Origin of the sequence: Lentzea sp. NPDC006480, assembly GCF_040611995.1 — a bacterium.
GTDB lineage: Bacteria > Actinomycetota > Actinomycetes > Mycobacteriales > Pseudonocardiaceae > Lentzea.
Genome location: NZ_JBEXPJ010000207.1, coordinates 1 through 14,797, shown reverse-complemented (window position 1 = coordinate 14,797; position 14,797 = coordinate 1). Strand labels below are relative to the sequence as shown.

13 protein-coding genes are annotated in these 14,797 nt (G+C 69.6%); 8 read left to right on the top strand and 5 right to left on the bottom strand.

What is annotated here, in order from left to right:
* From ABZX92_RS41370 to ABZX92_RS41360, 3 genes are all read right to left on the bottom strand, one after another.
* A partial coding sequence (locus ABZX92_RS41370) for a hypothetical protein (RefSeq protein WP_355570946.1) occupies positions 1-633 on the bottom strand: 633 nt, incomplete at its 3' end.
* Positions 634-765: 132 nt separating this feature from the next.
* Positions 766-1,884, bottom strand: coding sequence for an acyl-CoA desaturase (locus ABZX92_RS41365; protein ID WP_355570945.1), 1,119 nt, complete (start codon positions 1,882-1,884; stop codon positions 766-768).
* A 67-nt stretch (positions 1,885-1,951) separates the two neighbouring features.
* On the bottom strand, positions 1,952-3,007 hold the full coding sequence (locus tag ABZX92_RS41360) for a ferredoxin reductase (RefSeq protein ID WP_355570944.1): 1,056 nt from the start codon (positions 3,005-3,007) through the stop codon (positions 1,952-1,954).
* A gap of 86 nt (positions 3,008-3,093) precedes the next feature.
* Between ABZX92_RS41360 and ABZX92_RS41355 the strand changes: the two genes are divergently transcribed.
* Positions 3,094-4,233 carry a helix-turn-helix domain-containing protein gene (locus ABZX92_RS41355; protein WP_355570943.1) on the top strand — a complete coding sequence of 380 codons (1,140 nt, stop codon included), beginning with the start codon at positions 3,094-3,096 and terminating at the stop codon, positions 4,231-4,233.
* 224 nt (positions 4,234-4,457) lie between these two features.
* On the opposite strand, the gene ABZX92_RS41350 is transcribed toward ABZX92_RS41355, so the two are convergent.
* On the bottom strand, positions 4,458-5,729 hold the full coding sequence (locus ABZX92_RS41350; protein ID WP_355570942.1) for a M14 family metallopeptidase: 1,272 nt from the start codon (positions 5,727-5,729) through the stop codon (positions 4,458-4,460).
* A 63-nt stretch (positions 5,730-5,792) separates the two neighbouring features.
* A complete protein-coding gene (locus ABZX92_RS41345; RefSeq protein WP_355570941.1) occupies positions 5,793-8,483 on the bottom strand; it encodes an AAA family ATPase in 2,691 nt (896 codons plus the stop codon).
* 110 nt (positions 8,484-8,593) lie between these two features.
* Between ABZX92_RS41345 and ABZX92_RS41340 the strand changes: the two genes are divergently transcribed.
* From ABZX92_RS41340 to ABZX92_RS41310, 7 genes are all read left to right on the top strand, one after another.
* Positions 8,594-8,914, top strand: coding sequence for a hypothetical protein (locus ABZX92_RS41340; protein ID WP_355570940.1), 321 nt, complete (start codon positions 8,594-8,596; stop codon positions 8,912-8,914).
* A complete protein-coding gene (locus tag ABZX92_RS41335) occupies positions 8,911-9,414 on the top strand; it encodes a YceI family protein (RefSeq protein WP_355570939.1) in 504 nt (167 codons plus the stop codon). Before ABZX92_RS41340 ends, ABZX92_RS41335 begins: the two co-directional genes overlap by 4 nt.
* 169 nt (positions 9,415-9,583) lie before the next feature.
* Positions 9,584-10,555 carry a LacI family DNA-binding transcriptional regulator gene (locus ABZX92_RS41330; RefSeq protein WP_355570938.1) on the top strand — a complete coding sequence of 324 codons (972 nt, stop codon included), beginning with the start codon at positions 9,584-9,586 and terminating at the stop codon, positions 10,553-10,555.
* Between the two features lie 111 nt (positions 10,556-10,666).
* Complete coding sequence (locus ABZX92_RS41325) at positions 10,667-11,470, top strand: IclR family transcriptional regulator C-terminal domain-containing protein (RefSeq protein WP_355570937.1); 804 nt, start codon at positions 10,667-10,669, stop codon at positions 11,468-11,470.
* Positions 11,471-11,558: 88 nt separating this feature from the next.
* Positions 11,559-12,989, top strand: a complete 1,431-nt coding sequence (locus ABZX92_RS41320) for an amidohydrolase family protein (RefSeq protein WP_355570936.1) — start codon at positions 11,559-11,561, stop codon at positions 12,987-12,989.
* Positions 12,989-14,119, top strand: a complete 1,131-nt coding sequence (locus tag ABZX92_RS41315; protein ID WP_355570935.1) for a CoA transferase — start codon at positions 12,989-12,991, stop codon at positions 14,117-14,119. Before ABZX92_RS41320 ends, ABZX92_RS41315 begins: the two co-directional genes overlap by 1 nt.
* Positions 14,112-14,797, top strand: a 686-nt coding sequence (locus ABZX92_RS41310) for a citryl-CoA lyase (RefSeq protein ID WP_355570934.1), incomplete at its 3' end; no start/stop codon positions are given. The genes ABZX92_RS41315 and ABZX92_RS41310, both read left to right, overlap by 8 nt.

Below are 14,797 nucleotides of genomic sequence, written 5' to 3'. Positions count from 1 at the left end.
GACCCGGTAGATCGAACCTGTCTCGCGGGCGTTCTCGTCCAGTTTGATGAAACCGGCGGACGAAAGCATGATGACTGCCTGCTTCGCAGGCGCAGGACCGGCACCGACGGCCTTCGCGAGGTGCGTGAAGTTGCCGAAACCTGATCGCGCGGTGTGCGCCAGGACCGCGAGGTGAAGTCCAGACCCGTTGCACCACGAGGTGAACGCGGCGACATCGCGCTTATCCAGCCCGCCGAGAACCACCGAGAGGAGCAGGTCGGAGGTGATCTCACGCTTCAGCAGTTCGTACACCAGCTCGCGATCGTGGTCCCTGTCTGCATTGAAGCTCTCCGGCACCCAGAACACCCGGAGCTTCCGCAACCCTTCCGCCGGCATCGTCTTCCGGTAGTCGCTGACGACCTCGCTCAGCAGAGCACGGTTCGACATCGTGCCCCGGGCGACGTACACCAGCACGTCGGACTCGGACGCGGAGAGCAGTGTGCGGATGTCCTTCTCGACGCCGCGCGAGTTCTTCCACAGGGTTTGACCAGACGCGATCGTCCTCAAGCCGTTCGCAAGCTGACAGGTGTAGTCGTAGCGGCTTCTCTCCGCCTCCATGCAGGCGTACAGACGAGAGGCGGAGCCCTCCTCCATGATCCGAACAGCAGATTCGGAGAGAAACTTGTGTTCCGGCGATTCCGCCATCGAAACCTCACGTGGAGTTGCTGGCACCTGTTCGAAACGTCAACTCTATCGAACAGGTGTTCGCAACCCACGTGCAGGTTGTCAGGCCGCGACGAGTTCCTTCTCGCGGTCCGGCGTCTTGACCTTGGGCTTCTTGTTCGGCAGCGAGAGCCGGAAGACCTTGTGCCACGCGGAGAACACCTGCTTGGGCAGCGGCCCGGTGACGTACTCCAGCTCGTACTTGTCGAACAGCGCGCGCACCTTGACCGCGACCTCGGCGTACCGGTTGCTCGGCAGGTCCGGGAACAGGTGGTGCTCGATCTGGTGGGACAGGTTTCCGGTCATGAAGTGCATGGCCTTGCTGCCGCTGATGTTCGCGGAGCCCATCATCTGGCGCAGGTACCACTGGCCGCGCGTCTCACCCTTGATCGACCGGCGCTCGAAGACCTGCACGCCCTCCGGGAAGTGACCGCACATGATCACCGAGTGCGACCAGAGGTTGCGGATCAGGTTCGCGGTGAACGTCGCGGCGAGCGTGGTGAGGAACGACGGGCCCGACAGCAGCGGGTGGATCACGTAGTCCTTGAGCACCTGCTTGCGGATCTTGCGGCCCACGGCCTTGGCCCGCTCGCGGAACTCGGGGCTCTTGCGGCGGCGCTTGTGCAGGTTCTTGCCCAGCTCCAGGTCGTACGCGGCGATGCCGTACTCGAAGAAGCAGGCGTTGATGAAGTTCCACAGCGGCTGCGCGAGGTAGATCGGGTGCCATTTCTGGTCCTCGTCCACGCGCATGATGCCGTAGCCGAGGTCGTTGTCCTTGCCGATCACGTTGGTGTACTTGTGGTGCAGCTCGTTGTGCGAGTGCTTCCACTGCTCGGCGGGCGAGACGTGGTCCCAGTCCCAGGTCGAGGAGTGGATCTTCGGGTCGCGCATCCAGTCCCACTGGCCGTGCAGGATGTTGTGGCCGATCTCCATGTTGTCCATGATCTTCGCGACGGACAGACCGGCGGTGCCGATGATCCACGCCGGCGGGAAGATCGAGAACAGCAGGATGCCCCGGCTGACCAGTTCGAGCTTGCGCTGCGACGCGATCACCTTGCGGATGTAGGCGGCGTCCTTCTCACCTCGGCTGGCGATGACCTCGTCGCGGATCGCGTCGAGCTCGCGGCCGAGCTCCTCGATCTGCTCGTCGGTGAGGTGGGCGGTGGGGTCGATGGCGGTCATGTAGCTCGCTTTCCGGGGAGACAGTGGCTGGGGGTAGGCCACTTCGCGGGAGGAAGAAGGTCTGTGGCTAGCGTTCGAGCTCGCACGGGCCGGCCGCGGCGGACACGCAGGTCTGCACCAGCACTCCCGGCTCGGCCTCGGTGATCTCACCGGTGCGCAGGTCGCGGACGGCGCCCGCCTTGAGGGGCGTGCTGCAGCCGAAGCAGATGCCCATGCGGCACCCGGACGGCATGAGCACGCCCGCGGCCTCGCCGACGTCCAGCAACGGCGTGGCGCCGTCCGCGTCGACGGTCTTGCCGGTGGTGCCGAACGTGACCTCGCCGCCGTCGCCGACCACGACGACCGTGGGGCGGAAGCGTTCGGTGTGCAGGCGCTCGGCGATGCCGTGCTCGGCCCAGTGCGCCTCGGCCGCGTCGAGCAGGCCGGTCGGACCGCAGGCCCAGGTCTCGCGCTCGGCCCAGTCGGGCACCAGCTCGTCGAGACGGGCGATGTCGAGCATGCCGTCGGTGTCGGTGTGCAGCTCCACCAGGCGGAGGTTCTCGTCCGCGGCCAGGTCGTGCAGGTCGTTGCGGAAGATCACGTCCTGCTTGCGCGGCGCGGAGTGGACCATCACGACGTCGTCGAGCTGGGCGTCGCGCAGCATGCCCATCGCGGGGGTGATGCCGCTGCCCGCCGTCAGGTAGAGCACCTTGGCGGGCTTGGTCTTCGGCAGCACGAACTCGCCGGTCGCCTGGTCGAGCTGGATCATCATGCCCGGCCGCGCCCTGCGGACCAGGTAGTTGCTGACCTTCCCGTCCGGGATGGCCTTCACGGTGATCGTGATGCGGCCGTCCTGGCGGCGCGTCGGCGAGGTCACCGAGTAGGCACGCCACAGCCGCACGCCGTCGACGTCGACGCCCACCCGGATGTACTGACCGGCCACGTGGCCTCGCCAGCCCTTGCCCGGCCTGATCACGATCGTGGCGGCGTCCGGGGTCTCCGGGTGCACGGCCTCAATACGTCCTCGCAGGTCAGCGCCCGCACGAAGCGGGCTGACCAGGTCGAGGTAGTCCGCCGGCAGCAGCGGCGTCGTGACCATCTCCAGCAGTTTCCACGCCCTGCTGCGAAGGGCGGCACTCGTCATGACTCCAGCTTGATGCGCCTCAGGGCGTAAAGTCCTGTCCGCAGGACGTGAATCTGGTCGGCTGAATTGTTCGCAGGGAACAAAACGTGAGCCAAGCAATCCGGAGGGCCACCGAACTGGCCCTCGACGAGACGACTGTCACCGCACTCCGCGCGGCCCTGAAGACCACCGCCGACGAGGTCGTGCAGGCCATCATCGACGAGGTCCCGTCGTACGCCAACGCACTTTCCGGACGCATGGGCGGCACCATCCGCCGAGCCGTCCGCACGGCGCTGGGACACTACCTCGACCTCGCGTCGGGCAACGCCACCGGCGGCGACGCCGGCGATGCCGCCTACGAGCTGGGCCGCGGCGAGGTCCGCGACGGCCGTTCGATGGACGCCCTGCTCAGCGCCTACCGCGTGGGCGCCCGCGTGGCCTGGCGAGGTCTGGCCGCAGGTGCCGTTCCCGCCGGTCTGCCCGCTGCCGAGGTCGCCAAGTTCGCCGAGCTGACCTTCGCCTACATCGACGAGCTCTCCGCCGCGAGCGCCGCGGGTCACGCCGACGAGCTCGCTGCCCGAGGCCTGGCCCACGAGCGTCACCTGGAACAGCTGGCCCGCGACCTGCTCTCCGGAGCGGGCTCCGACGTCCTGGTGGCCTCGGCTCAACGCGCGGGCTGGCAGCCACCCACGTCGCTGACCGCCGTGTTGCTGCCCGCCGCGCAGACCCGCCCCGCCTACCGCGCGCTCGACTCGAGCACCCTGGTGCTGGACGACCTGCCGGACGCTCTCGGCGTGCTGCTGGTGCCCGACGCCGACCGCGCGCATCTCATGAGGCAGCTGAAAGACCGCACCGCCGTGGTCGGCCCGGCGCGTCCATGGACCCGTGCGTCCGCCTCGTACGCACGAGCCATACGCGCGCGCTCCCTCTCCCCCAACATCCGCGACACCGAGGACCATCTGCCCGAACTGGTCCTGAGCGCCGACGTGGACGCATTCGCCGATCTGCGTACGCGCGCGCTCGCCCCGTTGCACGCCCTGCCGGACGCGACCGCACGCAAGCTGGAGGAGACGCTGCGGGCGTGGCTGCTGCATCACGGGCGGCGCGATGAGGTGGCGGCGGCGTTGTTCGTGCACCCGCAGACCGTCCGCTACCGGATGTCGCAGCTGCGGGAGCTGTTCCCGGATCTCGGGTCGCCGCGCCGCGTTCTGGAGCTGACGCTGGCGGTCGGGCTGCGGGTCAGCTGACGCGTTCCTCGACCGTCCACGACCGCGTGCGCGAGCGGTCGAGGAACCGTGCCTCGTCCTCCGCCGCCCCGGACCTTGCGGGCGTAGCAGGCCGGAGCCGGCGCGAGGCTGAGGATCAGAGGGACGTGGTGGTTCTCAGTGTTCGACGAGCTCGTCCCGGCTCAGCCCCGCGCGGGCCTTCGGCATCACCAGGTTGGTGATCACCTGGCCTTCCTGCCGCACGATCAGCAGTACTGCGCCTGTTTGCCGATCGCCTCGTACGGGCAGTCAGCGCGGTCGAGCAACTGCAGCACGGCCTCCTTGTTGCGCGAGGTCTGCGCGGGGATCACCTCGTCGGGCGGATAGAAACCGCCTCCGCCGCCCGACTCACCCGGATACATCTCGAACGTGTACGAGAACACGCCCTGCGCACCCCACAACCAGTCGCGGATCGAGCCGTCCGTGATGTAGAGATCACTGGCCTGCTGCGGCGTGTAGCCGTTCGTCGCCGCCATCGACTGCCCGATCGCGGCGAACGTGTCGCGCTGGTCCTTCGTGAGGCCGGGCGCGACATCGTCGTAGGTCCAGCCGAACGGCCACATCACGAGCTCGCTGTAGGTGTGGAAGTCGATGGACGCCTTGATCTGTTGCTGGCCGGCGACGACACGGCTGCGCACGAAGTCGGCGACGACCTTCACCTCCGGCGCCGACTCGGCCCGCGCGCCGCGGTACGTGTCGCTGCCCGGGCTGCCCGACGAACCGCCGCAGCAGCCCCACTTGTAGGCCCAGTTGCGGTTGAGGTCCGTGCCGACGGCCGTGGAACCGGTGTTGGGCTGCCGGTTCTTGCGCCAGCTTCGATAACTTCCGGTGGCGATGTCGTACTCGCCGCCATCAGGGTTGACGTCGGGCACGATCCAGATCTCGCGGGAGTCGACCAGCGCCCGCACTCGCGGCTCGGTCGACTCGGTGAACAGCTTCACCAGGTACAGCGCCATTTCGACGGTCAGGTGCTCGCGCGCGTGCTGGTGCGCGGTGAACAACACCTCGGGCTCGTTCTCGTCGGCCGCCACGTTGTCGCTGATCTTCAGCGCGACGATCTCGCGGTTCTGGAACGACCGGCCGATGACCTTCTTGCTGATCACGCCGGGATGGCGCGCCACCGCCTGGTCGATCTCGGCGGTCATCTCCGCGTAGTTGTGGTAGTTCGAGTCCGCCACGGGGAAGTCGAACGGTCCGACCGCCGCGCCTTCCTCCGTGCGCGCGGGCACGGGCTCGACGCCGAACCCTTGTGCTCTCATGGCACGAACTTCGGTCTTGGTCGCGGTGACCAAGACCGTTCCGTGCTCCTCGACTTCGTCGATTGCAGCACCGATTCTCGTGATCTGGCTGCGTTGCTCGACAGTGCGCACACCGCTGACGGCATAGGCGGCTGTGCCGTTCTCTGCCGGGGCGGCGATCGAAGGGGTGGTGATGGTCGCCAGGGCGATGGTGAAGACCAGGACTCTTCGTTTACCCATGCCACAGCACGGTTCCAGGGCCGGGCGGCAGCGGGCAGGGCCGATCGGGTGGAGGCAAACGGTCTAGGGCCGGGATCGCAACGACCAGGCGGCGATCTCGGTTCTCGTCCGCAGCCCCAGCTTCGCCAGCACGCTGCGCACGTGGGTCTCCACGGTCCGCTCCGACAGCACGAGCCGCGCGGCGATCTCCCGGTTGGTCAACGCCTGCGCGACCAGCGAAACCACCTCGGACTCGCGCGGCGACAACGGATCCGCGGCCCGTTCCTCCGCCCCGATCCGCCGCAGCAGCCGGTCGGCCGCCTCCAGCCGCAGCGGCAGGTCCAGGGCGCGGAACTCGGACGCCGCCTGAGCCGCCAAGGTCCGCGCCTCCGCCGTCGAGCCGAGCGAGACCAGGGCCTGGGCCAGGCCGAGGCGGCTCAGGGCGAGGAACGGGCGGGCGCCGATGCGGGCGTTCATCTCGGCGGCCAGGCGGTAGTGCGAGGCGGCCACGGACACGTTGCCGCACGTCATCGCCAGATCGCCGAGCAGCTGCGGCGAGGCGGCGCTGCAGAACACCGCGCCAGAGCCGTCCGCGGAGTAGTCCGGCTCCAATGTGGACAGTCTGGAGTAGACGAGGGCGGCGGTCTCGGCGTCGTCGAGCAGGCAGGCCACCACGCCGATCTGGCTCAGCAGCGGTGCCCACATCGGGCCCACCTCGACGGTGGCGGGCATGGTGCGGAACTCCTCGAACGTCGCCCGCGCCCGGTCGGTGTCGCCGCGCAGGGCGTGCAGGAACGGGACGTAGACCTGGGCCAGCGGCATGTCGGCCACGTGGTCGAGGACTTCCAGGGCCTCTTCGGCGGAGGCCGCGTCGATGGTGCCGTTCAGGTGCGCCAGCCAGTGCAGGAACGCGTAGTACATGCCCATGGCGGCGGTGGCGCCGATGCGTTCGGCGAGGGCGCGGGCGGTCTCGTTGTGTTCCAGGGCAACGGAGAGCTTGCCGACCAGGGCCGCACGGGTGGCGCGCAGGCGGTGCAGGTGCCACCAGGCGATCGGGTGCCGGCGGGCAGCGGCGAACTGTTCGATCAAGGCGAGTTCGCGGTCGACGGAGGCGAGGTCGCCGATCTGGAACGCCGCGTCCACCAGCCACACGTGGCCCCACAGCTCGGCGTGGGGCTGGCGGGCCGACCCCGACAACGCCACCGCGCGGTGGGCCAGTTCCACGCGTTCGGCACGGAACTGCGGTGCGCACAACGACAGGTGGCGGGCGTGGATGCCGTCGAGCTCGGCGTCCGGGTCGCCGACGGCCGAGGCGAGTTCCAGCGCGGTGGCGGACAACGAGCGAGCCAGCTCACCGGAACCCGTCGCGGTGGCGGCCATCGCGCGACGGGCCAGCAACCGCGCGCGCAGCACGTCCGACGGTTGACGTTGCAGGGCCTGGACGCACAGGTGGTCGACGGCGGCCAGCAGGTCCGGGCCGCCCAGCCCGGTGATCACCAGGGCTGCCTCGGCCATGAGATCGGGATCGTCCGCGTCCTGGGCCAGGCGGCTCGCGGTGCGGCAGTGGTCGAGGCTGCTGTCGACGTCACCGCACAGGAACTCGGCCCTGGCCAGGTCGAGCGTCAGCGCGGCCCGGTCCCGCGTGGCCGACGACAACGCGAGCGCTGCGAACCGAAGCGCGTCGTCGTAGGCGAGATCAGCGGTGGCCGCGTGGGCCGCCGCCGTGGCCCAGCGCGAGCACTCGTCGGGAGCGTCCGAGCGGCTCCAGTGGACGGCGATCCGGCCGGGTGCTCCCCCGGCCGCGATCAGGGCCTCCGCACACCGTCGATGCAGGTCGAAGCGTTTCGACGGCGCCAGGTCCTGGTAGATCGCGTCCCGGACCAGGGCGTGCGTGAAGGCGAGAGGATCGGCCGCCAGCACCCGCGCGGCGACGGCCTCGTCGAGCAACGGCCCCAACGAGGAGATGCCCGTGACGGCTTCCAGGAGAAGCGTTTCGACGCGCTCGCCCAGCACACTTGCCGCGCCCAGCACCTCGCGCGCCGCCGAGCTCATCCCGTCCAAGCCGGACAGGACGAGCTTGCGCAGCTCCGGATGGCCGGTGATCTCACCGCTGTCGGTGATCCGGTCGAGCAGCATCCGGACGTAGAGCGGGTTGCCACCGGTGTCGCTGGTCAGCCGCGCGGCCAGCGAGTCGGGGTCGGCCACCGCGGTCACGCGCCGCACCCAGCCCGCCACGTCCTCCCGCGTCAGACCACCGAGCCGCAGCACGTGGGCCGCCGGGGACCGCAGCAGATCAGCGGGCGGGTCGGCGCGATAGGTCGCGAGGACGACGATCCGGGCGCCGCCGAGCTCCCCTGCCAGCTGCGTGAGCAGGCGCAACGACGTCTGGTCCGCCCAGTGGACGTCCTCCAGCACGATCAGCAGGCCAGTGCCCGCCGCCGAGAGGAGGGCGTCGACCGCGTCGGCGACCAGCGCGAACCTCGACGTCGCATCAGCCGGGTCGAAATGCGAGGAAACCAGCACCCGTGCCAGCGCCGGCACCTCACGAGCCACCCGGCGCCACGGCCACAGCGGCGGCATGCCGGGGTCGTCCACGGCCTGGCCGCGCGCGACCGGGATGCCGTACGAAGCAGCCATCTCCACCGCGGCCGTGGCCAGCCGGGACTTGCCGATGCCCGCGTCGCCGCCGATCAGCACCAGCCTGCCCGTCGCCGCCACCAGTGCCGCGCGCAGTTCGGCCAGCTCGCGGTCGCGGCCGAGGATCGGGACCTCCACGCAGGGAGTATCGCCTCCCGGTGCCGGTTCAGTACCGCACTCCGTACTGGCACGGATCCGCGTCGCCCTCGCACGCCCAAGACTTCTGGGCAACGCAAAGGAGGCAGACCATGTACGCACAGCTCACCTACTTCGACCGGCCTCGCGGCCCCGAGCAGCTGGCCGCAGAGGACTTCGCGAACGAGGAGCGGATCAAGCCCGCGGCGCTCGCCGTGCCGGGCAACATCAGGACGTACGTGCTCCGGCGGGACGACGGCTCCGAGGTCGTCGTGTCGATCGCCGAGACCGAGCAGGCGCTCATCGACACCCAGAAAGCGATCATGAGCACCACGCTGTTGCCCGGCGAGGACCCGGCATTGCTGCCGGGAGCCGACCGGGTCGAGATCTACCCCGTCCACCAGGTCTTCGAGCACGGAGAGGCACTGTCATGACTTCCACCAGGACCCTGACCACCGGTGTGTGGCAGGCCGATCTCACCCGCAGCTCCGCGTCGTTCCAGGTCGGCAACCTGGGCCGCAAGGCGCACGGCACCGTGCCCGTCACGGCCGGATCCGTGGAGATCGACGCGAACGGGCAGCTGCGCGGCGTGCACGGCACGCTCGACCTCGGCGCCATCGACACCGGGATCGCCAAGCGCGACCTCGACCTGCGCAAACCGAGCCTGCTCGACCTCGACCGGCACCCGACGATGACGTTCACCGCCACGTCCTGCCGGCCCGCCCAAAACGGCTGGGAGGTCACCGGCACGCTCCAGGCCAGGGGCACGTCCACCGAGTTGAGCGGTGTGGTCGAACTGTCCACAACGGACAGTGAGACGGTGATGACGGCGACCACGCGGCTCGACCGCAGGACGCTGGGCATCCGCGCACCGCGGTTCATGATCGGCGCGTACGTCGACATCACCGTCACCGCGGTGATCAGCAGGCCTTGATGCGCACCGACCGAGGATTGCGCATCTGAGCCCCACCAAGCACTCTGGTGACCGAAACCGATTTCGACAAAGCGCCGTCAGCAGCAGAAGTCGTCGAACGCGCAGTCGAATCGCATTCGAAAGGGTTTCGATGGGCAGGCGGCGGTCGGAGGCGGTGACGCTCGGGGACGTGGCCAGGCGCGCGGGCGTGTCGATCGCGACCGCGTCCAAGGCGATCAACGACCGCGGCGAGGTCGCCGCGGCCACCAGGGCCCGGGTGTTGCGGGCGGCGGGCGAGCTGTCGTTCCAGCCCAACGTCCTCGCGCAGGGCCTGGTGGCCGGCCGCACCCGCACGATCGGCCTGCTCACCGACGAGTTCGACAGCCGGTTCGCCGTCCCGATCCTGCTCGGCGCCGAGAACGCGTTGTCGGACCAGGAGATGTCGGTGCTGTGGTGCGACACGCGGGGTGACGCGATCCGCCGCAACCACTACATCCGCACGCTGCTGGCCCGTCAGGTCGACGGGTTCATCGTCGTCGGCGACGGCAACGACGTCCGCGCCTCGCTCACGGCCGATCTGCCAGTACCGGCGGTGTACGTGCACTGCCGCTCGACCAACCCGGCCGACCTGTGTCTGGTCCCCGACGACGAGGGCGGGGCACGGCTCGCGATCGAGCACCTCATCGCGTTGCGGCGCAAGCAAATCGCGCACATCACCGGGCCGCAGCACTACCGGGCCGTGCGGGATCGCGTCGCCGCCGTGCGCGCGGTTCTCGCCGAACACGACTTGCCTCTGGCCGGCGGTCAGCCGTTGCACGGCGAGTGGTCTCAACGGTGGGGACGGCACGCGGCCCGGCTGCTGATGGCGACCGCGCCCGAGGTCGACGCGATCTTCTGCGGCAACGACCAGATCGCGAGCGGTGTCGCGCAGGCGCTCACCGCGCTCGGCCGGCGGGTGCCCGACGACGTGGCGATCGTCGGTCACGACAACTGGGAGATCTTCTCCGCGGACTGCACGCCGCCGTTGACCACGATCGACCTCAACCTGCGGCAGCTGGGCACGACCGCCGTCGCGCACCTGGCCGCGGCGCTGTCCGGATCACGGGCGGCAGGGGTGGTGCGGCAGCCCTGCCGGTTGGTGGTGCGGGAATCCACGGCCTGAGCCAGGAACACGTGCGCTGACGTTCGGCACGCATTCTTCGAGCAGTCCTTTGAAGAATTCTCTCGAATCGACGGAAAGTGCCAACGGACAAGTGTCCGCTACCCTGCTTTCATGCCTGCGCGACCCGACACCGGCCCCGACTTCATCGAGGCGCTCGCCCGCGGCCTGGACGTGATCCGCGCGTTCCAGCCCCGGCGCCCGGTGATGTCGCTGAGCGAGGTCGCGGCGGCCACCGGGCTGGCGCGGCCGACCGCGCGGCGCATCCTGCTCACGCTGGTCGAGCTGGGCTACGCGCGGCAGGACGAGACCGGGTTCGCGCTCACTCCGCGGGTTCTCGAACTGGGTGTCGCCTACGTGCGGTCGACCGGCCTGTGGGAGGTCGCGCGGCCGCACATGGAACGACTCGGGGCGCGCACCAACGAGTCGGTGTCGATCGCCCAGCTCGACGGGTCGGACATCGTCTACGTGGCACGGGTGGCGGTGCCGAAGATCGTCACGCTGTCCGTGCAGATCGGCACCAAGTTCCCGGCACTGCAGACCTCGCTGGGCAAGGTCCAGCTCGCCGCACTGCCCGCCGAGGAGCTGGAAGCGGTGCTCGCTCAGCCGACCCGGTCCGGGCTGACACCGAAGTGGCAGCCCGGCGCGGCCGAACGCGACGCCGAGCTGCGGGACGTGCGGGCCCGCGGCTGGGCCATGACGGACCAGCAGCTCGCGCCGGGCATCCGGTCGATCGCGGCGCCGCTGCGGGACGGGGCCGGCACGGTGATCGCCGGGCTCAACGTCAACTGCCACGCGGCCGAGACGTCGGTCGAGGTCCTGGTCGAGCACCACCTGCCGCTGCTGTTGCAGGCCGCCGGGGACATCAGCGCCGACTTCGCCCGCCTCGCCACCGTGCCGCACGTCGTCGTCGCCTGAGCCTGAGCCTGAGCGGGGTTGACGCCCGGCCGGAGAAGGTTGAGGATTCAACGGACACCTGTCCGCATGCCGGTCGAGGAGGTCCCCGATGGTCGGCGAACGACGTCCGGTTGTACTGCGAAACGGCACCGTTCTGACGATGAACGGCTCGCACGAGGTGCTGGTCGACCACGACGTCCTCGTGGTGGACGACCGGATCTCCGCGATCGGGCCCCGGTTGCAGGTCCCGGAAGGCAGCGAGGAGGTCGACGCGTCGCACGGCCTCGTCATGCCGGGCATGATCGACACCCACCGGCACATGTGGCAGACCGCGATGCGCGGCTACGGCGCCGACTGGACGCTCACGCAGTACTTCGTCTGGTACTACCTGGAGTGGGGCAAGGTCTTCCGGCCGGAGGACATCCACGCCGGCAACCTCCTCGCCGCGGCAGAAGCGCTCGACGCCGGGGTCACCACGACCGTCGACTGGTCGCACGGCCTGCAGACCACCGACCACGCAGAAGCCGCGGTCGCCGCGTTGCGCGCGGTGCCGGGGAGGTTCGTCCTGGCGTACGGCAACATCCAGGACAGCCCCGCCTCCTGGACGGCCAAGCCCGAGTTCCTCGACTTCGTGCGCCGCCGCATGGGCAACGACGACATGCTCGGCTTCCAGCTCGCGTTCGACGTCACCGGCGATCCGACCTTCCCGGAGAAGCCCGCGTTCGAGGTGGCACGGGATCTCGGCGTTCCCGTCACCACACACGCGGGTGTGTGGGGCGCGACGAACGACGACGGCATCAAGCTCATGCACGACAACGGGTTCATGACGCCGCAGTCCATCTACGTGCACGCCGCGACGCTGTCCGCCGACTCCTACCACCGCATCGCCGCGACCGGCGGTTCGATCTCCGTGTCGACCGAGAGCGAACAGAGCGCGGGCCAGGGCTATCCGCCCACCTGGGCGATCAGGCAGCACGGCATCCCGGTGTCGCTGTCGATGGACACCTCGGTGTGGTGGAGCGGCGACCTGTTCTCCGCGATGCGCGCCACGCTCGGCGCCGACCGGGCACGTGAGCACATGGCCGCGCATGCTCGCAACGACACCGTCACGCACTCGTCGCTGCGAGCCGAGCACGTCGTCGAGTGGGCGACCACGGGTGGCGCGAGAGCGTTGGGACGCGACGACCTCGGCAGCGTCGAAATCGGCAAGAAAGCCGACCTCGTGTTGCTGCGCAACGAGAACTCGCCCGCCATGTTCCCGTTGCTCAACCCGTACGGGCACGTCGCGTTCCAGGCTCAGCGGTCCGATGTGGACACCGTGATCGTCGACGGCAGGATCGTCAAGCGCGACCACCGGCTCATCGGCGTCGACCTGCGAGCGATCCGCGCTCAGGTCGAGCAGACCGTCGAACATCTGCGCAAGCAGCTCGGCGACGAGGCGTGGGAGAAGGGCATGAACCCGGACATCCCCGAGTCGAAGGTGCTCGACAACCCCTACACGTACACGGAGTACCGCGGCGACACCAGGACGTCCGTCTGATGGGCCCACTCGACGGCCTGCTCGTCGCGGACTTCTCGCGCGTGCTGGCGGGCCCGTACGCGACGATGCTGCTCGCCGACATGGGCGCCTCGGTCGTGAAGGTCGAAGGGCCACAAGGAGACGAGACCCGCACGTGGATGCCGCCCGTGCGGGACGACGTCTCGACCTACTACCTCGGCATCAACCGCGGCAAGCGGTCCATCGCTCTGGACCTGCGCGACGAGACCGATGCCGGGCTGGCCCGCGAACTCGCCCGGCGCGCGGACGTGCTGATCGAGAACTTCAAACCGGGCGGCCTGGCGAAGTACGGGCTCGACCACTCCGCGGTCAGCGCGTCGAACCCGAAGGTGATCTACGCGTCGATCACCGGTTTCGGTGCGGGGGAAGGCAAGCACGTCCCCGGCTACGACCTGATGGTGCAGGCGATCTCCGGCCTGATGAGCCTCACCGGTGATCCGGACGGGCCGCCGTACCGCGCCGGCATCTCCGTTTTCGACGTCATGGCGGGCAACCACGCGGTGATCGGCATCCTCGCGGCTCTGCGCCACCGCGACGCCACCGGCCAGGGCCAGCTCGTCGAGGTCAACCTGCTCTCGTCGGCGCTGACGGGACTGGTGAACCACAGCTCGGCGTACGTGGCGGGCGGTGTGGTGCCTTACCGCATGGGCAACGCGCACCCCAGCGTCTTCCCCTACGAGCCGTTGCCCACCGCGGACAACGACCTGATCGTCGCGGCGGCCAACGACGGCCAGTTCCGCAAGCTGTGCGAGGTGCTCGGGCTCTCCGAGGTGCCGGACGACCCGCGGTTCGCGCGCAACGCCGACCGCACCCGCAACCGCGAGGAACTGCGGCCCTTGCTGCTCGAACGCCTCCGGACGCGTGGCGCTGTCGAGTGGTTCGACCTGCTCGTGGCGGCCGGGGTGCCGTGCGGGCCGATCAACACGATCGACGGCGGGTTCGCGATGGCCGAGCGGTTCGGGCTCGACCCGGTCGTCGAGGTCGGGGGCATGCCGACGACCCGGCATCCCATCCGGTTCTCGGAGACGCCCGCGGTCTACGAGTTGCCGCCGCCGCAACTCGATGAGCACGGTGCGGAACTGCGTGCCTGGTTGAAGGAGGACAGTGGCTGAGATCTACGAGACCGCGCTGGGAGCCTCCACCCCGGACACCATCACGTTGCTGGGCCAGGACCTCGCCAACGACGTGATGGGCAACGTGGGCTTCGGCGAGCTGGCGTTCTGGCTCGCCACCCAACGCCTGCCCAGCACGGGCGAGACGCGCCTCTTCGAAGCCGTGCTCGCCGCCCTCGCCGACCACGGCTTCACCCCGACCGCGATCGTCACCCGCCTCACCTACCTCTCCGCACCGGACTCGGTCCAGGGCGCGCTCGCGGCCGGACTCCTCGGTGGTGGTTCCCGGTTCCTCGGCGTCACCGAGGACTGCGGCCGGTTCCTCCACGACGTCGTCAGCACGGTCGAACCGCCGTTCGACTGGGACGCCATCGCGCTCGAAACGCTTCGACAGCAGGGCAGGGCACGCATCCCCGGCCTCGGCCACCACGTCCACAAGAACGGCGACCCGCGTACCCCGCGCCTGTTCCAGATCGCCGAGGAGGAAGGCCTCAAAGGCCCGCACCTGGAGTTGTTCGCCGCGATCGGCCGCGTCCACCCGCAGGTGCTCGGCAAGACGCTGCCGCTCAACGGCGCCGGCACGTGCGGTGCGGCGCTGGCGGACCTCGGCCTGCCCCTGGAGCTCCTGCGCGGCTTCGCGTTGCTCGCCCGCACCGCCGGGTTGATCGGTCAGCTCGC